Annotated in this window: 20 protein-coding genes and 5 tRNA genes; 9 read left to right on the top strand and 16 right to left on the bottom strand. The window is 72.8% G+C overall.

Annotated features, from left to right (window positions below):
• Positions 1-64 precede the first annotated feature (64 nt).
• From ACIQVZ_RS08845 to pgsA, 4 genes are all read right to left on the bottom strand, one after another.
• On the bottom strand, positions 65-430 hold the full coding sequence (locus ACIQVZ_RS08845) for a 5-carboxymethyl-2-hydroxymuconate Delta-isomerase (RefSeq protein ID WP_402448258.1): 366 nt from the start codon (positions 428-430) through the stop codon (positions 65-67).
• An 84-nt stretch (positions 431-514) separates the two neighbouring features.
• Entirely contained in the window at positions 515-1,699 is a 1,185-nt protein-coding gene (locus ACIQVZ_RS08840; protein ID WP_350877886.1) for a glycosyltransferase family 4 protein, read from the bottom strand.
• A gap of 40 nt (positions 1,700-1,739) precedes the next feature.
• Positions 1,740-2,726, bottom strand: a complete 987-nt coding sequence (locus tag ACIQVZ_RS08835) for a phosphatidylinositol mannoside acyltransferase (RefSeq protein ID WP_350877887.1) — start codon at positions 2,724-2,726, stop codon at positions 1,740-1,742.
• A 16-nt stretch (positions 2,727-2,742) separates the two neighbouring features.
• Complete coding sequence (gene pgsA / locus ACIQVZ_RS08830; RefSeq protein ID WP_363583060.1) at positions 2,743-3,390, bottom strand: phosphatidylinositol phosphate synthase; 648 nt, start codon at positions 3,388-3,390, stop codon at positions 2,743-2,745.
• 255 nt (positions 3,391-3,645) lie between these two features.
• On the opposite strand from pgsA, the gene ACIQVZ_RS08825 reads away from it, so the two are divergent.
• Positions 3,646-5,694, top strand: coding sequence for an elongation factor G-like protein EF-G2 (locus ACIQVZ_RS08825; RefSeq protein WP_402448254.1), 2,049 nt, complete (start codon positions 3,646-3,648; stop codon positions 5,692-5,694).
• Here ACIQVZ_RS08825 and ACIQVZ_RS08820 read toward each other — a convergent pair.
• A complete protein-coding gene (locus ACIQVZ_RS08820; protein ID WP_402448252.1) occupies positions 5,682-6,107 on the bottom strand; it encodes a thiol-disulfide oxidoreductase DCC family protein in 426 nt (141 codons plus the stop codon). The two genes, ACIQVZ_RS08825 and ACIQVZ_RS08820, sit on opposite strands and share 13 nt — an antisense overlap.
• A 208-nt stretch (positions 6,108-6,315) precedes the next feature.
• Between ACIQVZ_RS08820 and ACIQVZ_RS08815 the strand changes: the two genes are divergently transcribed.
• Positions 6,316-7,956: a hypothetical protein gene (locus ACIQVZ_RS08815; protein ID WP_402448251.1), complete on the top strand. Its 1,641-nt coding sequence runs from the start codon at positions 6,316-6,318 to the stop codon at positions 7,954-7,956.
• Between the two features lie 69 nt (positions 7,957-8,025).
• Here the strand turns inward: ACIQVZ_RS08815 and ACIQVZ_RS08810 are convergent, their stop codons facing one another.
• From ACIQVZ_RS08810 to ACIQVZ_RS08795, 4 genes are all read right to left on the bottom strand, one after another.
• Positions 8,026-8,586 (bottom strand): HIT domain-containing protein, encoded by a 561-nt coding sequence (locus ACIQVZ_RS08810; RefSeq protein ID WP_350877892.1) that lies wholly within the window; start codon positions 8,584-8,586, stop codon positions 8,026-8,028.
• Positions 8,587-8,664: 78 nt separating this feature from the next.
• Positions 8,665-10,644 carry a threonine--tRNA ligase gene (gene thrS / locus ACIQVZ_RS08805; protein WP_402448248.1) on the bottom strand — a complete coding sequence of 660 codons (1,980 nt, stop codon included), beginning with the start codon at positions 10,642-10,644 and terminating at the stop codon, positions 8,665-8,667.
• An 87-nt stretch (positions 10,645-10,731) separates the two neighbouring features.
• Positions 10,732-11,931, bottom strand: coding sequence for a hypothetical protein (locus tag ACIQVZ_RS08800; protein ID WP_402448245.1), 1,200 nt, complete (start codon positions 11,929-11,931; stop codon positions 10,732-10,734).
• 44 nt (positions 11,932-11,975) lie between these two features.
• Complete coding sequence (locus tag ACIQVZ_RS08795; protein ID WP_350877896.1) at positions 11,976-12,530, bottom strand: DUF4365 domain-containing protein; 555 nt, start codon at positions 12,528-12,530, stop codon at positions 11,976-11,978.
• 151 nt (positions 12,531-12,681) lie between these two features.
• On the opposite strand from ACIQVZ_RS08795, the gene ACIQVZ_RS08790 reads away from it, so the two are divergent.
• The gene (locus ACIQVZ_RS08790) at positions 12,682-13,449 is read left to right on the top strand and encodes a 3'-5' exonuclease (RefSeq protein WP_402448242.1); all 768 of its coding nucleotides are present in this window, start codon (positions 12,682-12,684) and stop codon (positions 13,447-13,449) included.
• A 78-nt stretch (positions 13,450-13,527) separates the two neighbouring features.
• Here the strand turns inward: ACIQVZ_RS08790 and ACIQVZ_RS08785 are convergent.
• The 3 genes from ACIQVZ_RS08785 to ACIQVZ_RS08775 all read right to left on the bottom strand — a co-directional run bounded on the left by ACIQVZ_RS08785 (position 13,528) and on the right by ACIQVZ_RS08775 (position 14,398).
• Positions 13,528-13,599: transfer RNA gene (locus tag ACIQVZ_RS08785), tRNA-Val, on the bottom strand.
• Between the two features lie 211 nt (positions 13,600-13,810).
• A tRNA-Val gene (locus ACIQVZ_RS08780) sits at positions 13,811-13,882 on the bottom strand.
• Between the two features lie 78 nt (positions 13,883-13,960).
• Complete coding sequence (locus ACIQVZ_RS08775) at positions 13,961-14,398, bottom strand: TIGR02611 family protein (RefSeq protein ID WP_402448239.1); 438 nt, start codon at positions 14,396-14,398, stop codon at positions 13,961-13,963.
• A 195-nt stretch (positions 14,399-14,593) separates the two neighbouring features.
• On the opposite strand from ACIQVZ_RS08775, the gene ACIQVZ_RS08770 reads away from it, so the two are divergent.
• Both ACIQVZ_RS08770 and ACIQVZ_RS08765 read left to right on the top strand, forming a co-directional pair.
• Complete coding sequence (locus ACIQVZ_RS08770) at positions 14,594-15,007, top strand: SsgA family sporulation/cell division regulator (RefSeq protein ID WP_030056266.1); 414 nt, start codon at positions 14,594-14,596, stop codon at positions 15,005-15,007.
• Positions 15,008-15,390: 383 nt separating this feature from the next.
• Entirely contained in the window at positions 15,391-15,960 is a 570-nt protein-coding gene (locus ACIQVZ_RS08765) for a CGNR zinc finger domain-containing protein (RefSeq protein WP_063346822.1), read from the top strand.
• Between the two features lie 55 nt (positions 15,961-16,015).
• Here ACIQVZ_RS08765 and ACIQVZ_RS08760 read toward each other — a convergent pair whose 3' ends face one another.
• Positions 16,016-16,480, bottom strand: coding sequence for a hypothetical protein (locus ACIQVZ_RS08760; protein WP_402448238.1), 465 nt, complete (start codon positions 16,478-16,480; stop codon positions 16,016-16,018).
• Between the two features lie 110 nt (positions 16,481-16,590).
• Here ACIQVZ_RS08760 and ACIQVZ_RS08755 point away from each other — a divergent pair, with 110 nt between their 5' ends.
• A complete protein-coding gene (locus tag ACIQVZ_RS08755; protein WP_402448236.1) occupies positions 16,591-17,091 on the top strand; it encodes a DsbA family protein in 501 nt (166 codons plus the stop codon).
• Positions 17,092-17,103: 12 nt separating this feature from the next.
• Here ACIQVZ_RS08755 and ACIQVZ_RS08750 read toward each other — a convergent pair whose 3' ends face one another.
• From ACIQVZ_RS08750 to ACIQVZ_RS08740, 3 genes are all read right to left on the bottom strand, one after another.
• On the bottom strand, positions 17,104-17,946 hold the full coding sequence (locus ACIQVZ_RS08750) for a GNAT family N-acetyltransferase (protein ID WP_402448234.1): 843 nt from the start codon (positions 17,944-17,946) through the stop codon (positions 17,104-17,106).
• Between the two features lie 91 nt (positions 17,947-18,037).
• A complete protein-coding gene (locus ACIQVZ_RS08745; RefSeq protein WP_402448231.1) occupies positions 18,038-18,868 on the bottom strand; it encodes an aminotransferase class IV in 831 nt (276 codons plus the stop codon).
• A gap of 38 nt (positions 18,869-18,906) precedes the next feature.
• Positions 18,907-19,968: a chorismate-binding protein gene (locus tag ACIQVZ_RS08740; RefSeq protein ID WP_402448229.1), complete on the bottom strand. Its 1,062-nt coding sequence runs from the start codon at positions 19,966-19,968 to the stop codon at positions 18,907-18,909.
• 308 nt (positions 19,969-20,276) lie between these two features.
• Here ACIQVZ_RS08740 and ACIQVZ_RS08735 point away from each other — a divergent pair.
• The 3 genes from ACIQVZ_RS08735 (at position 20,277) to ACIQVZ_RS08725 (ending at position 20,570) form a co-directional block, all read left to right on the top strand.
• Positions 20,277-20,349 (top strand) — tRNA-Gly (locus ACIQVZ_RS08735).
• 40 nt (positions 20,350-20,389) lie between these two features.
• A tRNA-Cys gene (locus ACIQVZ_RS08730) sits at positions 20,390-20,460 on the top strand.
• A 38-nt stretch (positions 20,461-20,498) separates the two neighbouring features.
• A tRNA-Val gene (locus ACIQVZ_RS08725) sits at positions 20,499-20,570 on the top strand.
• The last annotated feature ends 20 nt before the right edge of the window (positions 20,571-20,590 follow it).

The raw sequence follows: 20,590 nt of genomic DNA, 5'->3' as shown, positions 1-20,590 counted from the left end.
ACCACGGCCACGCCGGCCCAGATCCAGGTAGTCACGGGGCGCAACGCTACCGGGTGTCACCGGCTCAGCCCTCCGCGCTCGCGCTCCGGTAGGACCCGCGGTCGACGTCGGAGACGTTCACCGCGGTGTGCAGCCGGGTGCCCGGCGCCGGCGCGACGTGCTCCGCCAGCAGCGCCAGCACGCCCTCGCTGAGCGCCGCCTTCGCCTCCGGCGTACGGCCCGGGAAGATCTGGAACTCGACGTACACCTGCGCGGCGGCCCCCTCGCCCTCCCCCACCACGAAGTCGTCGTTCTGCCGGAACAGCGTCTTGCACGCCTCCGGCTTCGCGTCGATCGTCCCCACCGCGAGCCGGTTGATCGCCACGCCCAGCGCCCGGCGGTCGAAGGAGCCGGCCAGGCTCGGCGAGTAGTCGACGGAGATCTGCGGCATCGGTGCCCCCATGCGTCGTGCCCGAATACGGTCGACCGACCCTAACGCCGCCGACACCCCGGAAAAGTCCCGGGGCCGCCGGGCTCAGTCCCGGGCCAGGCCGAACCGGCCGCGCCGGCCGCTGCGCACGTCCTCCTCGACCACCGCCGCGGCCCCCGCCGCCACCGTCTCGTACACCGCCAGGATGTCCGCGCCGACCGTCGACCAGTCGAACCGCCGCACGTACCGCGAGGCGGCCTTGCTCAGCTCCCCCAGCCGCTCCGGATCGCCCAGCAGCCGCAGCGCCGCGGTGGCCAGCGCGTCCGCGTCCTCCACCGGGAACAGCTCGCCCGCCTCCCCGCCGTCCAGCACCTGCTTGAACGCGTCCAGGTCGCTGGCCAGCACCGGGGCGCCCGCCGACATCGCCTCGACCAGGATGATCCCGAAGCTCTCGCCACCGGTGTTCGGCGCCACGTACAGGTCCACGCTGCGCAGCAGCCGGGCCTTGTCGCGGTCGCTCACCATGCCGAGGAACTCCACCTGGCGGCGGACCTCCGGCGCCAGGCCGGCGACGGCCTCCTCCTCGTCCCCCTTGCCCGCCACCAGCAGCCGCACGCCCGGCCGCTCGGCCAGGATCTTCGGCAGCGCCGCCAGCAGCGTCGGCAGGCCCTTGCGCGGCTCGTTGATGCGGCCGACGAAGCCGATCGTGCCCGGCTCCCCGGCCGCCGCACCGCCGCACCAGCGCTCGTCCGGCTCGGCGTCCGCGAAGAAGCCGACGTCCACGCCATTCGGGATCACCACCGCGTCGCCGCCCAGGTGCTCCACCAGCGTCCGCCGCGCGTACTCCGACACCGCGATCCGGGCCCGCATCTTCTCCAGGCCGGGCTGCAGGATCGGCGAGGCCGCGATCATCGCCCGCGAGCGCGGGTTGGAGGTGTGGAACGTCCCCACCATCGGCCCGGACGCCGACCAGGCGGCCAGCATCGACACGCTCGGCGCCGCCGGCTCGTGCACGTGCAGGATGTCGAACCGGCCCTCGTGCAACCACCGCCGCGTCCGCGCCGCCGACAGGACGCCGAAGCTCAGCCGCGCCACCGACCCGTTGTACGGCACCGCCACCGCCCGCCCGGCACCGACCACGTACGGCGGCAGCGCCTCCTCGTCCTCGGCCGGCGACAGCACCGAGACCTCGTGGCCCAGACCGATCAGGTGCTCGGCCAGGTCCCGGATGTGGAACTGCACCCCACCGGGGACGTCCCAGTCGTACGGGCAGACGATGCCGATCTTCACGGGTTCCTCATGCTCCTTCGGGTACTCCTGCTGGCCGGGATCAGGACCCGGAGGCCTCGGCCGCCGGCTCGCCGGCCGGCTCCGGCGCGGCCGCCCGGGCCGCCTCGGAGTGCGGCTCGGCCGCCTCCTCCACCGTCTCACGGACCGGGAGGTCGGCCAGCCAGAACCGCTGCAGCATGTGCCAGTCCTCGGGGTGCTCGCGGATCGCCTGCTCCCACACCCGCGCCAGCGCCTGCGTCATCACCTGCGCCCGCTCCTTGCGGTCGCCCTCCTGCGGCACCGGCACCTCGGGGTGGATCCGTGCCCGCATCACCGGGCCGTCGTACCAGAGCGTCACCGGCAGCAGCGCCGCCCCGGTGCGCTGGCACAGCGCCGCCGGACCGGCCGGCATCCGGGTCGCCTCCCCGAAGAACGACACCCCCACGCCCGCCTCCGAGAGGTCCCGGTCCCCCACCAGGCAGACCAGCCGGCCCTCGCGCAGCCGTCGCGCCAGCGTGCCGATCACGTTCACCCCGCCCCCGGTCAACGCCAGGACCTCCATGCCCTGGCCCTCCCGGAACTCCACGAACCGGTCGAACAGCCGCTCCGGCTTCAACCGCTCCGCGACCGTGGTGAACGGGAAGCCCAGCTGCGCCACCCAGGTGCCCGCCAGGTCCCAGTTGCCCATGTGCGGCAGCGCGATCACCGCGCCCCGACCGGCCTCGATCGGCGCGCGCAGGTTCTCCAGACCCTCCGACCGGACGTCCCGGGCCACCCGCTCCCGGCTCCAGACCGGCAGCCGGAACGACTCCATCCAGTACCGCAGGTACGAGCGCATCCCGGCCCGCGACAGCGCCCGCAGGCCCGCCTCGTCCAGACCCGGACGGACCCGGCGCAGGTTCGCCTCCAACTGGAGCACCCGCTTGCCGCGCCGGCGCCAGGCGTAGTCCGCCAGCCGGTCGAACAGGCCCCGCGCCACCCGCTCCGGCAGGTGCTTCAGCACCGCCCAGCCCAGCGCGTACGCCCAGTACACCAGTCGGTCCGTCACCGCAGGACGCCCCCCATCAGCTCCCGGCCGCCGCTCGGTCGGCCTCGAACGCCTCCCGGCGCACGGTCAGCATGCGCTGGAACACCGTCACCAGACTGCCCACCGCCACCAGCCACAGCGCCACCGGCAGCAGCCACTCCACGTACGGCACCCCGAACTTGTGCAGACCCGCGACCCCGGCCGCCACCAGGCTGGCCACCAGCCGCTCGGCCCGCTCCACCAGCCCCGACACGTCGCACGGCAGCCCCTGGCTCTGCGCCCGGGCCTTGGTGTACGACACCACCAGCCCGCTCGCCAGGCAGCAGATCGCCACCGCGCACAGCAGGTTGTCGTCACCCTTGCCCGCGTACCACATCGCCAGACCACCGAAGATCGCCGCATCCGCGACCCGGTCCAGCGTGGAGTCCAGGAACGCTCCCCACCTGGTGCTCCGGCCCAGCTGGCGGGCCATGTTCCCGTCCACCAGGTCCGAGAAGATGAACAGCGTGATCGTGATGGTGCCCCAGAAGAACTCCCCGCGGGGGAAGAACACCAGCGCACCGGCCACCGAACCGGCCGTACCGATCAGCGTCACGGCGTCCGGGCTCACGCCCAGCCGGATCAGGAACGCGGCGAACGGGGTCAGAACACGTGTGAAGAAGGCACGCGCGTATTTGTTGAGCATGGCCTTCCCGACCGCTCCGATCTCCCTGGTACCCGCCTGGCGCAACACGCGCGGCAGACGGCCGGACGGATCAGCCCGTCCGGCCCACCCATCGTAGCCAGGCCGGAGGCACGCTCCGTCGCACGCACCGCCCGACGACACCCCGGCCACGTCCCACACACGGACGGTCACCGCCCACCCGTACGACACGCGCCGCCGCAGCACCCGCACCTACACTTTCGAAGGACAGCCCCGGCGCGACGGGAGGAGACCCCGATGCCCGACCGCAGCACGGCACGAGCCGCCCAGGCACCCGCCGTCACCTCCCCCCGGGACCTGCGCAACGTCGTCCTCATCGGCTCCAGCGGTGTGGGCAAGACCACGCTCGCCGAATCCCTCGCCCTCGCCGCCGGCGCCACCGGCCGGGCCGGTCGCGTCACCGACGGCAGCACCGTCTCCGACCACGAGGACATCGAGCACCACCAGCAGCGCTCCGTCCAGCTCTCGCTGCTCCCGCTCGAATGGAAGGGCGTCAAGATCAACCTGATCGACCCGCCCGGCCACCCCGACTTCACCGCCGACCTGCGCGCCGCCCTGCACGCCGCCGACGCCGCCGTCTTCGTCGTCTCCGCCACCGACCCCGTCACCGCCCCCACCCGCGCACTCTGGCGCGAGTGCGCCGCCGAAGGCATCCCGCGCGCCATCGCCGTCGCCAAACTCGACCTCGCCCGCACCGGCTTCGACGACATCCTCACCGCCTGCCACGACGCCTTCGACCTGGGCCCCGACACCCTCCGCCCGCTCTTCCTGCCCGTCCTCCACGACGGCCGCCCCGACGGCAGCGTCGACCTCCTCACCGGCGACACCTACGGCCGGGCCGCCCCGCTGCCCGACACCGGGCCGGCCCACGACAGCCTCGTCGAGGCCATCTCCGGCCAGGACGACACCCTCATGGAGCGCTACCTCTCCGGCGACACCCTCGACACCGACGCCCTCGAAGCCGGCCTGCGCCGCGAAGTCCTCGGCTGCGCCCTCCACCCCGCCGTCCCCACCAGCGAGAACGGCCTCGGCGCCACCGAACTCCTCGACCTGATCGTCCACACCTTCCCCGACCCCGGCGAACGCACCCGTCCCGCCCCCGACTGCGACCCCGACGCCCCGCTCGCCGCCCAGGTCGTCCGCGTCACCGGCGACACCTACGTCGGCCGGATCAGCCTGCTGCGCCTGTACGCCGGCACCCTGCGCCCCGACACCCGCATCCACCTCGCCGGCCCCGCCCACAGCGCCGACCAGAACGGCGACGAACGCGTCACCGCCCTCAGCAGCCCCTTCGGCAAGCTCCAGCGGCCCGTCCCGCACGCCGTCGCCGGCGACCTCGTCTGCATCGCCAAGCTCACCACCGCCCGCGCCGGCGACACCGTCCACGACCCCGGCCACCCCGTCGACCTCGACGGCTGGACCGTCCCCGAGCCCCTGCTCCCGATCGCCGTCGAAGCCCACAGCAAGGCCGACGACGACAAGCTCTCCCAGGCCCTCACCCGCCTCACCGCCGAGGACCCGGCCCTACGCCTCGAACAGAACCCCGCCACCCACCAGCTCGTCCTCTGGTGCACCGGCGAGGCCCACGCCGAGGTCGTCCTCGACCGCCTGCGCACCCGGCACGGCGTCCACGTCGACACCGTCGAACCCCAGGTCGCCCTCCGCGAGACCTTCGGCACCGCCGCCGCCGGCCACGGCCGGCTCGTCAAGCAGTCCGGCGGCCACGGCCAGTACGCCATCTGCGACCTGGAGGTCGAACCCCTCCCGGCCGGCTCCGGCTTCGAGTTCCAGGAGCACGTCGTCGGCGGCGCCGTCCCCAAGCACTTCATCCCCTCCGTCGAGAAGGGCCTGCGCGCCCAACTCGCCAAGGGCGTCGCCACCGGCCACCCACTCGTCGACGTCCGGGTCACCCTCACCGACGGCAAGGCCCACTCCGTGGACTCCTCCGACGCGGCCTTCCAGGCCGCCGCCGCCCTCGCCCTGCGCGACGCCGCCGAACACGCCGTCATCCGGCTGCTCGAACCCGTCGCCGCCGTCACCGTCCTGCTGCCCGACGACTACCTCGGCGCCGTCCTCGGCGACCTCTCCGCCCGCCGCGGCCGCGTCCTCGGCACCGAGACCGGCGGCCCCGGCCTGACCCTGCTGCGCGCCGAGGTCCCCGAACTCGAACTCGTCCGCTACCCGGTCGACCTGCGCTCACTCACCCACGGCACCGCCGAGTTCTCCCGCGCCTACCTGCGCCACGAACCCATGCCGACCGCCCTGGCCACCCGCTACACCGACTGAGCGCCCTGCCGCCGCGGCAGCGAGCACGCCGCCGTACCCCCCGGCATCCGGTGCCGGTTGCGCGCCACCCAGCGGTACGCCAGGGCCGCCACCGGCCGCACCGGCGCCGACGCCAGCACCGCCCCCAGGTACGCCCACGCGCCGCCCGAACGCATCAGCAGCCGCGCCACCGCCTGCGCGCCCCCGTACACCCGGCCCGTCGGCGTCACCCACAGCACCTCGCGCTCCGCCCGCTCCGCGCTCACCTCGCCCAGCCCGCCCGCGCGCGCGTCCAGCGCCGCCAGGTCCTCGAACTGGAACGGCACCGCCTCCCAGCCCCCCGAGGCCAGCGTCTGCCGCAGATAGCGCTCCGCCCACCGCACGCAGGACGAGCAGAACGAACAGTCCCCGTCGAACACCAGCACCGGATCCATCGCCCTGGGCTCCCTTCCTAGCCGTCACGGCCATCCTGCACCACCCCGACGACCCGCCGCCGACCGGGTATCGACCAGCCCGAAGCTGGGCATCATGCCCCTCAGGCCCGGGCGCGGCCCGATCGTGACGGCACTTCAGACGATCATGCGCGCGGCGACACCGCGGCACGATAACCTGCCGCTGACAAGGGGAGGAGGGGACGCCACCGTGACCACACTCGACATGACTCCGGGTGCGCAGATACCCCGCACCGACGCCGGGCCGCAAACCGGAGTCACCCCGGCGCTCTCCTCGGTCGCGTACCGCGACGGCAAGATCGAGGACTTCGTCGGCAAGGTCACCGCCGCGACCCACAAGAAGCCCCGGTTCAAGCTCTTCGAGGCGAACCTCGGCGAGGCGTTCAGCGCCGCCGTCATCTCCCGCACCGTCGGTGCCGGGCGCAAGCCGATCGTGCCCTCGTTCGGCACCGACACCCGCCAGATCGTCGAACACTGCCTGGCCGCGCAGGAGTTGCGGGCCGCGCGGGACCGCAAGCTGACCGTGGTCACCGTGCTCTTCGGCCTGCTCGCCCTGCCCGGCACCCTGATCTGGATCGGTGCGTTCTACCTGCGCATCTACCTCATGAAGGGCAAGGCCCTCCAGGACGAGCTCTACGGCGCCCTCGCGCTCCTGGCCGCGGCCGTGGTCTCCGTCCTGTTCCTCGTCAAGCCCCCCGTCCACGGCCCGCTCGGCGTCTACCTGCGCGTCGCCATGATCCCGCCCATCATCGGCGGGATCCTCGCCCGGCGCATCGTGCTGCGCTCCACCAAGGAGCTCCGCGAACGCTGGCTCGCCCTCGCCGAGGGCAGCTCCGTCGCCGCCACCGTGTCCAAGGCCGTCCCCCGCGACGACCTCGACAAGAAGGCCGTCGACCTGCGCGACAAGCTCGCCCGCATGGAGGCCGAGCAGGAGACCAACGTCCAGCACTACGCCGGCCCCAAGGGCATCCTCGGCGTCGGCAAGCGCTGGGGCGAATGGCGCCTGGTCGACGTGATGCGCCCCGCCGCGGGCCACTCCGACTTCCGCGCCTTCCACCCCTGGGACCTCGTCCGGAAGATCTCCTCGCACCTCAAGGGGCTCGCCGTCAGCGAGGTCGCCAACAGCGGGATGACCAACATCACGGTCAAGCAGTGGGCGGTCCTCGAAATCGGCGAGAACGCCGACGAGATCTCCCGCCCCGGCAACGCCGACATGGACGGCGACCGGATGCGCGACTTCGCCCTCCAGACCATCGCCGACAAGCAGACCTTCGCCGGCGGCGGCCCCCGGCACTACCTCGCCACCCAGTTCATCACCTTCGACGGCAAGCTGATCATCACCTTCACCGTCACCGTCACCCTGCTCGCCAACACCCTCACCGTCACCGTCGCCGGCTACGCGCTCGGCCCGGTCAACGGCGTCTTCTCCGACAAGCCCTCGGCCAGGGAGAAGACCGTCCAGAAGACCGGCAAGTTCTGGGAGGAGCGCACCGTCAAGCTCCCCCTGATCGACAACGACGAGGTGGTCCGCCAGGCCCTGCGCGCGCCGCTCACCCGCCTCCCCGGGCTGCTCTCCTGGCTCGGCGGCGGCCTGGGCCTGCCCGAGCCGTTCGGCTTCCGGCACGCCTGGGCGAGCCCGCCGTGGGGCAGCCGGTTCATGACCGACAACGCGCTCAACGCCTCCGTCCCGGTCCTCGGCGCCGTGCACGCCGCCACCCTGGAGTTCCTGGAGGAGCACGACCTGGACACCGACCGCTTCAAGAACCGCGCCTCGATCATCAAGTCCGAGGCCCAGGGCACCCGCCCGTACAAGGTCGACCAGTTCGAGTAGCCCCGGCCCGCGCACGCCGGAGGGGCCCGTCACCGACTCAGCGGTGACGGGCCCCTCCGGCGTTCCCGATCAGTCCTGCGGCCAGGCCTCGGCCAGCATCTTCCGGGTGTCCGCCAGTAGTTGCGGCAGCACCTTGGTGTGGCCGACCACCGGCATGAAGTTGGTGTCCCCGCCCCAGCGCGGCACCACGTGCTGGTGCAGGTGCGCCGCGATCCCGGCACCGGCCGCCGCGCCCTGGTTCATCCCGATGTTGAACCCGTGCGCCCCCGAGGCCGCCCGCAGCGCGGTCATCGCCCGCTTGGTGAAGTCGGCCAGCTCGGCCGTCTCCGCCTCGTCCAGGTCGGTGTAGTCCGCCACGTGCCGGTACGGGACCACCATCAAGTGGCCGCCGTTGTACGGGTACAGGTTCAGCACCGCGAACACGGCGGCGCCCCGGGCGATGACCAGCCCGTCCTCGTCGCTCAGCGAGGGGATCGAGCAGAACGGACAACCGTCGTCCGGAGCCGGACCGGTGGGCTTGTTCTCACCCTGGATGTACGCCATCCGATGGGGGGTCCACAGGCGGCGGAAGCCGTCCGGCTCCCCGACGCCCCGCTGCAGTTCCGGCTCAGTCGTCATGCTGATCAGCATATTCGCCCAACGCTGCTTGCAAAGCCGCGCGGGGCGGACTCATGAAGAGCCCGCCCCGCGCGTGGTGGTCCGAAGGCGTCACACCTGGATGCGGTTCTTCACCGCTTCCACGATCTCGGCGACGGCGTCCGCCACCGGCACGCCGTTCTTCTGCTCGCCGTTGCGGTAGCGGAAGGACACCGCGCCCGCCTCGACGTCGTCGTTGCCGGCGATCAGCATGTACGGAACCTTGCTCTTCTGAGCGTTCCTGATCTTCTTCTGCATGCGGTCGTCCGAGGTGTCCACCTCGACCCGGATCCCGTGCTTCTTCAGCCCGGCCGCGACCTCCAGCAGGTACGGCACGTGCTCGTCGGTGATCGGGATGCCGGTCACGGTGACCGGGGCCAGCCACGGCGGCATGGCGCCGGCGTAGTGCTCCAGCAGCACCGCGAAGAACCGCTCGATGCTGCCGAACAGCGCGCGGTGGATCATGACCGGCCGCTGGCGCGAGCCGTCCGCCGCCGTGTACTCGAGATCGAAACGCTCGGGGAGGTTGAAGTCGAGCTGGATCGTCGACATCTGCCAGGTCCGGCCGATCGCGTCGCGCGCCTGGACCGAGATCTTCGGGCCGTAGAAGGCCGCGCCGCCCGGGTCCGGCACCAGCGGCAGCCCCTGCTTCTCGGCCACGCTGGCGAGGACGGCGGTGGCCTCCTCCCAGGTCTCGTCCGAGCCGACGTACTTGACCGGGTCCTTGGTCGACAGCTCCAGGTAGAAGTCGGTCAGACCGTAGTCGCGGAGCAGGTTGAGCACGAAGGTCAGCGTCGAGTCGAGCTCCTCCGCCATCTGCTCGCGGGTGCAGTAGATGTGCGCGTCGTCCTGCGTGAAGCCGCGGGCGCGGGTCAGGCCGTGCACCACGCCGGACTTCTCGTAGCGGTACACCGTCCCGAACTCGAAGAGGCGCAGCGGCAGTTCACGGTACGAGCGGCCGCGCGCGTCGAAGATCAGGTTGTGCATCGGGCAGTTCATCGGCTTGAGGTAGTAGTCCACGCCCTCGTCGAGCTGCATGGGCGGGTACATACCGTCCGCGTACCAGTCGAGGTGGCCGCTCTTCTCGAAGAGCTTCCCCTTGGTGGCGTGCGGGGTGTAGACGAACTCGTAGCCCTCCTCCTCGTGCCGCTTGCGCGAGTAGTCCTCCATCGCCCGGCGGATGATGCCGCCCTTGGGGTGGAAGACGGCGAGGCCGGAGCCGATCTCCTCGGGGATGGAGAAGAGGTCGAGCTCGTTGCCGAGCTTGCGGTGGTCGCGCTTCTCGGCCTCGACCAGGAAGTCGAGGTGGGCCTTGAGCTCGTCCTTGGTCGGCCAGGCCGTCCCGTAGATGCGCTGCAGCATCGGGTTCTTCTCGCTGCCGCGCCAGTAGGCGGCCGCGTTGCGCATCAGCTTGAACGCCGGGATGTACCGGGTGCTGGGCAGGTGCGGGCCGCGGCAGAGGTCGCCCCAGCACTGCTCGCCGGTCTTGGCGTCCAGGTTGTCGTAGATGGTGAGCTCGCCGGCGCCGACCTCGACGTCGGCGCCCTCGCCGGCGGTGGCGGCGGAGCCCTTGAGGCCGATCAGCTCCAGCTTGTACGGCTCGGCGGCCAGCTCCTCGCGGGCGGACTCGTCGGTGACCACGCGGCGGGAGAACTTCTGCCCGCGCTTGATGATCTCCTGCATCCGCTTCTCGATGGCCTTGAGGTCATCGGGGTGGAAGGGCTTCTCGACGTCGAAGTCGTAGTAGAAGCCGTCCTTGACCGGCGGGCCGATGCCGAGCTTGGCCTCGGGGTAGAGCTGCTGCACGGCCTGCGCCATGACGTGCGCGGTGGAGTGGCGCAGGATGTCCAGGCCGTCCTTGCTGCCGATCGCGACCGGCTCGACCTCGTCGCCGTCCTGGACGGCGTAGGCGAGGTCCTTGAGCTGGCCGCCGACGCGGGCGGCGATGATCGAGCGGTCGTCGGCGAAGAGCTCGGCGGCCGTAGTGCCCGTGGTCACCACGCGCTCTTCCCGATCGGGTTCGCGGTTGATGATTACCCGGACGTCCGTCACCGGTCTCTCCTGACGTGCTGGATTCAGAGGACGCAACACTGCGCTGCGCGTGACGATGGTACCGAGCGCGTCGACCCGGCCGCGCACCTACGCCCCCTCTCCCCCTTCCCCGAGGCCTCCGTCGAGCTCTTCGCCGAGCGCTTCGCCGAATCCCTCGCCGAGGGACTTCAGCAGCCGCTCGCGGTCGGCGTCCTCCCAGCCGCACAGTTCCAGGCCCTGCGGCCGGGTGAGCCGGCGGAAGCCGCCGCGGCTCTCCAGCCGGCCGGAGACCCGGACCGGCAGGCCCGCGAGGTGGGCCTCGGCGGCGAGCCGGTAGTCGGGGTCGGGCAGGCGGAGCTTGAGCTCGCGGACTTCGGCGCCGCCGAGGACGCGCAGCCGTACCGCGCCCGGTCCGGCCGGGTCGGCGCGCTTGAGCCGGACGACCACGCCGACGACGGTGACGGCGACGGCGGGCTCGATCCGTTCGAGCAGTTCGGCGGCCTCGGTGAGGGCGGGCAGGTCGCCGGGCGAGAAGTCGAGGACGACCCGGCGGTCCCCGAAGCCGCCCGGGGTCCCGGCGGTGGCGGACCAGGCGACGGTCAGCCTGGTCGCCGTCGCGCCGCGGACCAGGTCCTCCACGGACTGGACGAGTTCCCGGCTGACTCCGGCCTGGACGGCGTTCTCGAAGGCCTCGGGCCCCCCGCTGACCCGGCGGTAGTCGACGGCGTCGCGCAGTGCCTCCAGGGCGCGGACCAGGGTGGTGACGGCGGCCCGGCCCTCGGGCGCGGGGGTGTAGGCGGTGAGGGCGGCGCCCTGCTCGACGACCAGGACGCGGTCCAGGAAGTCCCCGGCGTGGGCGTCCAGCCGGGCGCCGAAGTAGGCGGCCGTGGCCCGGCCGGCCTTGGCCCCGGCGGCGAGCATCGCGCGGGCCGCCCGCTGGAGCCGCTCGGCGTCGTCCCAGGTGGCGGCCTCGGCGGGGCCGGCCGGCTCCCGGTGCCAGCGCAGTTCGTCGCCGGGGACGGCGAGTGCGAGCAGGATGGCGCGGGCGGACGGGGTGGAGGAGCGGGACAGCGCGGTGACGGCGTCGGCGAGGAGGTCGACGGCGTCGTCGAAGCCGTCCCCGGCGGGGACGAGGACGCTGGTGCCGGACTCGTCGTCGGGCGGCGTCCAGCGGCCGTAGCGGGCGGCGGGGCCGCCTCGCCGGACCCAGCCGTGCCGGGCGAGCAGGGTGGCGAGCACCGCCGGGTCGACAGCGGCGGGATCGGGCAGGGCCTGGACCGGCTCGCCGGGTGCGTGCGGCGGTGTCATGGGTGCTGCTCCTCGCTGCCGGGGGCCGGGACCGGGGCGGGCGGTCACGGGCTGCCACCCGCGCCGACCCGGGCCATGATGTCGCAGAGCGCGCGGTCGTCGAAGACCTTGCCGGTGGGGACCCGCACGTTGGTGCGCCGCTGTCCGGTGACCGGGTGGCCGGCCAGGTTGACCCAGTAACAGCAGTGCCGCAGTTCCAGCGCGTCCGGGCGGGCGTGCAGCCAGTGGTCGACCCGTCGCGGCAGCAGCATCACGACCAGGATGCGCGGCACGGCGACCCTCGCCCGGGCGAGCTTGCGCAGGTGGTCGTTGTCGAGGGTGAAGCTGAAGAACGGCCCGGTCGGATCGGCCGCGATCTGCTGGGTGGCCTTCAGCTGGATCTTGATGGTGACCTCGTCGTCCACTTCGTGCGCCCGGGAGCCGTGGCTGACCTGCCAGTCGATCCCGTTGTCCGGGAACGGCTGGGAGAGCGAGCAGCCGGCCGCGGCGGCGACCGCGTGCAGGTAGCCGACCTGCAGCGTCTCCATGCAGGCGGTGACCGCCAGGTTCCCCCGTAGAACGGCCGCCGCCTCCTCGGGCTGCGGCTGCGTCAGTGCCATCGCCCCGTGGCCTCCCCCTGCTCCGGGCCCGTCCGGATCGGAACGGCGGGCCCACGGGCAGGATCCCCGGTCGGGCTTGCGCCAAACGGTTGAACGGGTGTCAGAACCGGGTATCAACCGGGCGCGCGGAACGCTCGCCTGAGGGGCAGTCATGCAGCAGCACTGGTACACCGGCCCACTCGCCTCCTTCGACACCGAGACCACCGGCGTGGACGTCGAGACCGATCGGATCGTCTCGGCCGCCCTGGTCGTCCAACTCGCCCCGGGTCGGCCGGTGCAGACCACCACCTGGCTCGCCGATCCGGGCGTCCCGATCCCGGACGGCGCCCGGGCGGTGCACGGCATCACCGACGAGCACGCCCGGACGCACGGCCGCCCGGTCGGCGCGGTGGTGGCGGAGGTCACCCGCGCGCTGGCGGACCAGGCACGGGCCGGGCGCCCGGTGGTGGTGATGAACGCGCCGTACGACCTGACGCTGCTGGACCGGGAGCTGCGCCGCCATCACGGGCTGGCGCTGACCGACGGGGTGGGCACGGCCGGGCTGGTGGTGCTGGATCCGCGGGTGCTGGACAAGCACGTGGACCGCTACCGCAAGGGCCGTCGGACACTGACCGACCTGTGCGCGCACTACGGCGTGGAGCTGGCCGGGGCGCACGACGCGGCGGCGGACGCGACGGCGGCGCTGGCGCTGACCCGGCGGATAGGCGCCCGCTACCCGGCGGCGCTGGGCGGGCTGACGGCGGCTGAGCTGCACCTGCGGCAGGCGGTCTGGCACGCGGCGCAGGCGCGGGGGCTGCAGAACTGGTTCGACCGGTCGGGGACGCCGGAGCGGGTGGACCCCTCCTGGCCGCTGCGGCCGGCCCGGTGCGGCTGCGGCCGCCGGCTGGAACCCGAACACGGCTGCGAGGCGGCGGCGTAGCGGCGGCCGGCAGGCGCCGGCCCCGAACGCGCCGCAGGCCCTGACCAGTCTCCTGGTCAGGGCCTGCGTGCTGTCCGGTGGGCGATACTGGGATCGAACCAGTGACCCCTTCGGTGTGAACGAAGTGCTCTCCCGCTGAGCTAATCGCCCGGGCAACGAGAAGAACTGTAGCACCATTTGGCGGTCGTCGTACAACTCGTCCCTTCCGGGTACTGCTGGCGCATCCGCAGAACTCGCGCTCCACGCGGAAGATGACTGAGCCTCAGTCGCATTCCCGGATGGTTCTTCGGATGGATTCCGGAAATACACGTGAGGCCCAGCCGATAATCGGCTGGGCCTCACGTATCACAATGCATTCCGGTGGGCGATACTGGGATCGAACCAGTGACCCCTTCGGTGTGAACGAAGTGCTCTCCCGCTGAGCTAATCGCCCGGGTGCAGGGAAAACATTACCGCATCCCGGAGGGTGGTCCGAACACCCCGGTCACGGCGGCCCCCGGCCCCGGGCCGCTCAGCTCTCGCCCGCCGTCCAGGGGACGGCCAGGCCGTAGCGGGCGAAGTACCAGCCGCCGATCCCGACGACCGCGGCGAGGCCGATGGCGGTGACGGTGAGGTTGCGGCGGCGCACCCGCGGCTCCAGGGCGCGCTGGGCGGTCTCGGCGACCTTGCGGCGGCTCCACCGCAGCACCAGCCGGGCCCAGTCGAACTCGGTGGCCCAGACCCCCATGCCCAGGAAGATCACCACCCAGCCGGGGCCGGGCAGCGGCAGCATGATCACGCCGAGGACGACCACGGCGAGGCCGGCCAGGAAGATCGCCACCTGCCAGGCGAGGTGCAGCGGCCGCGAGCGGCGGACGAACGCCGGGGCGCGGGAGCCGGCCGCGTCATCCGCCGTGACCGGTTCACCCGATCCCGTGTTCTTGGCCGTCTTGTCGTTTCGCACAGTCATGCCAGGAAACTAACCAAGAAGCGGCCCGGTAATGCCCGAGCGGGCCACTCCGGGATGATTCCGCAATGCGCCGTAAGGGGTACGACTCGCGCCCGAATCGGGACAGAGGGGTTTACATCGGGCTTGGGGGTGGGATGGTCCGTTCGCCGACGTGCGATTCCCCGAGCGCACACTGAGCGAAAGGCCATGGCGCTTATGAACACCACGGTCAGCTGCGAGCTGCACCTGCGCCTCATCGTGTCCAGCGAGTCCTCACTGCCCGTCCCCGCGGGCCTGCGCTACGACACCGCCGACCCCTACGCCGTGCACGCCACGTTCCACACGGGCGCCGACGAGACCGTGGAGTGGGTGTTCGCCCGAGATCTCCTCGCGGAGGGGCTGCACCGACCGACCGGTACCGGCGACGTCCGGGTCTGGCCGTCCCGCAGCCACGGGCAAGGGGTGGTCTGCATCGCGCTGAGCTCTCCGGAAGGAGAAGCCCTGCTGGAAGCCCCGGCCCGGGCGCTTGAGTCATTTCTCAAGCGGACGGACGCCGCGGTGCCCCCCGGCACCGAACACCGCCACTTCGACCTCGACCGGGAGCTGTCCCACATCCTCGCCGAAAGCTGATCCCGCCCGGAGGCGGTCACGCCCCGCCATCGGCGGGGTGGTACCTCCTGCCGTCACCGCTGCCGTCCTACTCGGGGGCACGGCAGCACTCAGCCGCGCGCGACGCGGCCTCGGGGCCCGCGACACCGCAGGCGCCCGGCAGCGAGGCCGGCCATCCATACGGGTGGCCGGCCTCGCTGCCGGGCGCCTGCGGCATTTCGGGGGGCCTTCGCGGGCCCGGCCGCCCGGACGGCGTCCGGTTCGGCGTTCGGTTCACGGCACTCTGACGGAATCCGTACACGCCTTCGAAAGAACCCGCCGCCCTTCCGCCGCACGGCCCGGTATGGTCTGGGGTAACCGTGGACGCGGGGTTCCGGAGTCCCCCTGCGCGAGGAGTCCCCAACGTGCTGATCACCCATGACACCGAGTGCGCACTGAGCATCCTCGTCGAGCTGCTCAACACCGCGCCCGAGGTGTGCGGCACCGAGCGGCTGCCGGACGTGGCCGCACTGGACGCCTTCGTGGTCGGCCAGGAGATCAGCGAGATCGACTCGCTGACCGAGAACGACCTGCGCAAGGTGCACGAGCTGCGCACCCGGCTGCGCGAGGTGTTCGGGACGGAGTCCACCGCCGAGGCCGCCGAACTGGTCAACCGGATCGTCGCGGCCGCCGGTACGACGCCGCGGCTGACCAACCACGACCACCACGACTGGCACATCCACTACTTCGCGCCGCACGCCGCGCTCGGCGACCACCTCGCCGCCGAGCTGGGCATGGCACTGGCCTTCATCCTGATGGCGGGCGAGCGGGAGCGGTTGCGCCGGTGCGAGGCGCCGGACTGTGCCCGGGTCTTCGTCGACCTCTCCCGCAACCGCTCCCGGCGCTACTGCGACAGCCGCACCTGCGGCAACCGGCTGCACGTCGCCGCCTACCGGGCACGGCAGCGCTCGGCGGAGGCCGTGCCCTCCGCCTGACGCCGGCCCCCGAGGGGGGCGGATGCCGCGTTCGGATACCGCGTTCGGATGCCGCTCAGATGCCGCGCTTGCGGAGGATCTCCTCGATGTCGGAGAAGTCGCCGAGGCCGTCGTCCCGCTTGCCCGCCGCAGGCTTGCCCGCCGCCGGCTTCTTCGGCGGGGTGGCCGCCACCGCCGGGCGCTCGGGCGCGGCACCGGCGGCGGCCGGGCGGTCCGGCGCGGCGTCCACGGCGCCCCGGCGGCCCACCCAGCGGGTCGTCACCAGCAGGAGCGCGGAGAGGCCGAGCAGCACGATGCCGGTCCAGACCCGGGGGTCGAACACCAGCCTCGTCGCCCAGTCGGCGAACTCGCCGCCGATCGTCCGGGCCACCGGGAACAGGCCGGTCAGGTAGAGCCCGGCGGGCACCAGGGCCACCGCGAGCCAGCGGGTCGCGGACAGGAACCGCCGCCGGTAGGCCCGCAGGCCGGCCACGGCCACCCCGCCCGCCGTGAGCGCGAAGCTGATCGCCGCCGTCAGCACGGCAGTACTCCTTCGCTTCCGGTCGTCCTGGTCATCACTGCCTCCCTGTCGGCCTTCGCAGGGGCGCACCGTCGGCCGGAGCGGGCGCCCACTAGTGAAACACTGGGGGAATGATCGATGGTTCCCTCCCCCGGCTCGAGTTCTGGTGCGACCTCCAGTGTCCGGACTGCCGCACCGCGCTGGACGACGTACGGGCGCTGCGCGCACGGTACGGCGACGCGCTGCCCGTCGAGGTCCGCCACTTCCCGCTGGAGAAGCACAAGCACGCCTACGCGGCCGCGGAGGCCGCCGAGGAGGCGTTCGCGCAGGGGCTGGGCTGGCCGTTCGTAGAGGCGCTGCTGGCCCGGGTCGAGGAGTTGGACGCCCGCGGGCAGCAGGTGCTGCTGGAGGCGGCCCGAGCGGTCGGGGTGGACGCCGAGGAGGTCGACACCGCGCTGATCGACGGCCGGCACATGCTCACGGTGGACGCCGACCAGGCCGAGGGCCGGGCGATCGGGGTCACCGGCACGCCGACGTACGTGATCGGCGGGCAGCGGCTGGACGGCGGGCAGAGCCAGGACGGCCTGCGGGACCGCATCGTGGCCGCCATCGAGGCGGCAGCGGCTTCCTGACGCCATGTCGGGTCACAGCGGCTTTCCGTAGATGCGGTTGGTGACCCGGTAGCCGAGCGAGGCGTAGAGGCGGATCGCGACCTCGTTCCCGGCGAACACGTTGAGGCCGAGGTCGCGCACGCCGGCGGCCAGGCACTCGCGTTCGGCGAGCAGCATCAGCGTGCGGCCGTGTCCCCGGCCCCGGTGGGCCGGGGACACCTCGACGGTCATCACCCAGGCGAGCGGCCCGCCGTTCGGCAGGTCGCGCCGGTGGAAGTCCACCCAGAGCGAGCCGAGCGGCTCGGATTCGCCCTCCGCGTGCAGGCGGCGCAGAGCGACCCCGGGGCTGTCGGCGCCCTGCGGGAGCTGGCGCCGGTGGTCCAGGTGGGAGCGGGCGCGGGCCTGCTCCTCGCTGAGCCCGGACTCCACGAGCGAGCGGAGGTAGCCCCGCGCGGCCCGGTCGAGCCAGGCCTGGAACTCCGGGGGCTCGATCCGGTCGGCGGTGACGCCTGCGGGCAGGGCGGGGGCGGTGGTCAGCCGCTTGGCCAGGTTCCGCATCCGCTCGGTGTAGCCGAGGGTGCTGGCGAGCCCCCGGGCGATCCGCGCCGTCTCGGGGATGTTGGCGTCCACCCGGGTGCAGTCCCAGCCGCGCAGCACCTCCTCCGCGGCCAGCGCGCCGAACGTGCCGCGGCCCCGACCGCGGCCTTCCCTGACCTCCAACTCCGATATCTCGCCCCAGAGTTGACTGCCGTGCGGGATGGCGGTGGTGCGCAGCGCGCCGATCTGGCGGCCGTTGGCGCAGATCTGCCAGCGCCTGGTGCGGCCGCCGGCGTCGGTGGGTGTCTCCGGGCCCTCGGGGCGCAGCGTCGTGGTCATGTGGTGGTCCATTCCCCGCGCCCGGGCCGCTATGCCCCGGTTGCCGCGGTGCGCCGCCGGTGCGGCGGCCCCTTCCGTGGGCGGACGGGGATCACGGGTCGAGGTCGTCGCCGCTGCGTTCGGCGAAGACGGCCATGGCCTTGGCGGTGACGGGACCGATGCCGGGCAGTTCGCGGTCGTCCACCCTGGTCACGGCCTGGACGTCACGGGTGGTGGAGGTGAGGAAGACCTCGTCGGCGTCCTGGAGGGCGCTGAGCGGCAGGTCGGTCTCCTCGGCGCCGCACCAGTCGATGACCAGTCGGCGAGTGATGCCGGCCAGGCAGCCGGAGCCGAGGGTGGGGGTGAGCAGGCGGCCGCCGAGGACGACGAAGACGTTGGAGCCGGTGCCCTCGCAGAGCAGGCTGGCGGTGTTGGCGAACAGGGCCTCCGAGGCGCCGGCGCGGTGGGCGGCGGCCAGGGCGACGACGTTCTCGGCGTACGAGGTGGTCTTGAGGCCGGCGACGGCGCTGTGCTCGTTGCGGCGCCACGGGACGACGGCGGCGGCGGTCTCGTCGGGGCGGCGGTTGATCGCGCCGAGGGCGACGACGAGGGTGGGGCCGGCGGTGCCGCGCTCGGAGCCGAGCGGTGAGGTGCCGCCGGTGTAGGTGACGCGCAGGCGGCCGAGCGGGGCCGGGTTGGCGGCGAGGACCTGGGCGCAGGCCTCGCGGACCAGGTCGTGGTCCGGGTCGGGCAGGCCGAGGCCGCGGGCGGAGCGGGTGAGCCGGTCGAGGTGCCGGGTGACGGCGAAGGCCCGGCCGTCGGTGGCCTTCATGGTCTCGAACACCCCGTCGCCGGTGGTGAGTCCGTGGTCGAGGACCGAGACGGCGGCGTCGGCGGAGTCGACGAGCGCCCCGTTGACCCAGCTCGTGGTCGGGTTCTGCATCGAGGGCTGCTCCTAGGGCGGGGTGGGGGCGGGGCGGTTCACGCGCCCGTCGGGTCGGTGTCGCTGCCCGACGCTATCGCGACCAGGCGGGCGGCCTTCAGTTCGGTTTCCGCCCACTCACGGTCGGGGTCGGAGCCCCAGGTGATGCCGGCGCCGGTGCCGAAGCGCAGCACGGGCGCCTCGGGGTCGGTCCGGTCGAGCCAGAAGGTGCGGATGCCGACGGCGAGTTCGCCCTCGCCGCGGTCGGCGTCGACCCAGCCGACGGCGCCGCAGTACGGGCCGCGCGGGGCGGTCTCCAGGGCGTCGATGATCCGCAGGGCGCTGGACTTGGGGGCGCCGGTGACGGAGCCGGGCGGGAAGGTGGCGGCGAGCAGCTCGGGCCAGCCGGCGCCCTCGCGCAGGGTGCCCTCGACGGTGGACACCAGGTGGACCAGGCCGGGGTGCTTCTCGACGGCGCACAGGTCGGGGACGGTGACGCTGCCGGTCGCGCAGACCTGCCCGAGGTCGTTGCGGACCAGGTCCACGATCATCACGTTCTCGGCGTGGTCCTTGTCGAGGAGGTCGTCCTCGGTGCGGCCGGTGCCCTTGATCGGGCCGGAGGAGACGGTGCGGCCGGTGCGGCGCAGGTACAGCTCGGGCGAGGCGGTGGCGATCTCGACGCCGTGGCCGGGCAGGCGGATGGTGCCGGCGTAGGGGGCGGGGTTGCCGTGGGCGAGGAGGCCGGTGAGGGCGTCGACGTCGCTGCGGGCCGGGTCGGGCAGCGGTGCGGACAGCACGCGGCAGAGGTTCGCCTGGTAGACCTCGCCGGCGGCAATGTGCTCGCGGATGCGGCGTACGCCCGCGGTGTAGGCGGAGCGGTCCAGGGAGCTGCGCCAGTCGCCGGCCTCCGGTCCGCGCCAGCCGGCGCCCGAGGGCGGCGCGGGGGCGGGACGGACGTCGTCGAAGCGGGCGCAGGTCAGCCGGCCCTCGAAGTCGTAGGCGACGGCCCAGTAGCCGGTGGAGTCCAGGGCGGCCGGGTCCGAGGTGACGTCGCGCAGCCCGATGGCCAGGCGGCCGCCGAAACGGGCGAGGGGGGTGCTGGGTTCGGTGGGGCCGGACACGGTTCTCCTGCGCGGTGGTCCTGGGCGGCGGTGCCTGAAGTGTAGGTCGGGGGTGCGCGCCCGGCGCGGGGGTGTGAACAGCGCCCGGCGTCGCGCGGGTGTGCGCCGGGTGGCCTGCGGATGATCGTCCGGAAGCGCCGCAGGTGGCGGCCGGTGGCCGGGCCGAGGGGTCGGCGGGGAGGCTCTCGGCGGGCATCCCATCGGCACGCTGCGGGAACGGATTTTTAGCTGGCCCGGGAATCCGCTAGAGTTCAACACGTCGCCAGGGAGCGCAGCCGAAGAAAAGCGGTGAAGGTCCCGGGAGACAGGCGGACGTGGCTCAGTTGGTAGAGCATCACCTTGCCAAGGTGAGGGTCGCGAGTTCGAATCTCGTCGTCCGCTCGATGGAGAACAGTGTAAGATCGTTCTTCGTGTGTTGCCTGGTGGAGTGGCCGAGAGGCGAGGCAACGGCCTGCAAAGCCGTGTACACGGGTTCAAATCCCGTCTCCACCTCCGAGAGGTTCGACCGGTTCCGACCGGAAGACCTCCCCGCGCGATTAGCTCAGCGGGAGAGCACTACCTTGACACGGTAGGGGTCACTGGTTCAATCCCAGTATCGCGCACGTCGGATCCTTCGGGGTCT

The sequence above is a fragment of the Kitasatospora sp. NPDC098663 genome (assembly GCF_044760075.1).
In the GTDB taxonomy this organism is placed as follows: Bacteria; Actinomycetota; Actinomycetes; order Streptomycetales; family Streptomycetaceae; genus Kitasatospora.
The sequence above is the reverse complement of the archived record's forward strand: the minus strand, read 5'-3'. Positions and strand labels throughout refer to the sequence as shown.

Bases quoted from the DNA above. Each gene is read 5' to 3' on its own strand.
- ACIQVZ_RS08770 (WP_030056266.1), top strand. From the start codon at position 14,594: ATGAACACCACGGTCAGCTGCGAGCTGCACCTGCGCCTCATCGTGTCC.
- pgsA (WP_363583060.1), bottom strand. From the start codon at position 3,390: ATGCTCAACAAATACGCGCGTGCCTTCTTCACACGTGTTCTGACCCCG.
- ACIQVZ_RS08825 (WP_402448254.1), top strand. From the start codon at position 3,646: ATGCCCGACCGCAGCACGGCACGAGCCGCCCAGGCACCCGCCGTCACC.
- ACIQVZ_RS08750 (WP_402448234.1), bottom strand. From the start codon at position 17,946: ATGACCACGACGCTGCGCCCCGAGGGCCCGGAGACACCCACCGACGCC.
- ACIQVZ_RS08820 (WP_402448252.1), bottom strand. From the start codon at position 6,107: ATGGATCCGGTGCTGGTGTTCGACGGGGACTGTTCGTTCTGCTCGTCC.
- ACIQVZ_RS08795 (WP_350877896.1), bottom strand. From the start codon at position 12,530: ATGGCACTGACGCAGCCGCAGCCCGAGGAGGCGGCGGCCGTTCTACGG.
- ACIQVZ_RS08790 (WP_402448242.1), top strand. From the start codon at position 12,682: ATGCAGCAGCACTGGTACACCGGCCCACTCGCCTCCTTCGACACCGAG.
- ACIQVZ_RS08800 (WP_402448245.1), bottom strand. From the start codon at position 11,931: ATGACACCGCCGCACGCACCCGGCGAGCCGGTCCAGGCCCTGCCCGAT.
- ACIQVZ_RS08745 (WP_402448231.1), bottom strand. From the start codon at position 18,868: ATGCAGAACCCGACCACGAGCTGGGTCAACGGGGCGCTCGTCGACTCC.
- ACIQVZ_RS08810 (WP_350877892.1), bottom strand. From the start codon at position 8,586: ATGCTGATCAGCATGACGACTGAGCCGGAACTGCAGCGGGGCGTCGGG.
- ACIQVZ_RS08775 (WP_402448239.1), bottom strand. From the start codon at position 14,398: ATGACTGTGCGAAACGACAAGACGGCCAAGAACACGGGATCGGGTGAA.
- ACIQVZ_RS08845 (WP_402448258.1), bottom strand. From the start codon at position 430: ATGCCGCAGATCTCCGTCGACTACTCGCCGAGCCTGGCCGGCTCCTTC.
- ACIQVZ_RS08755 (WP_402448236.1), top strand. From the start codon at position 16,591: ATGATCGATGGTTCCCTCCCCCGGCTCGAGTTCTGGTGCGACCTCCAG.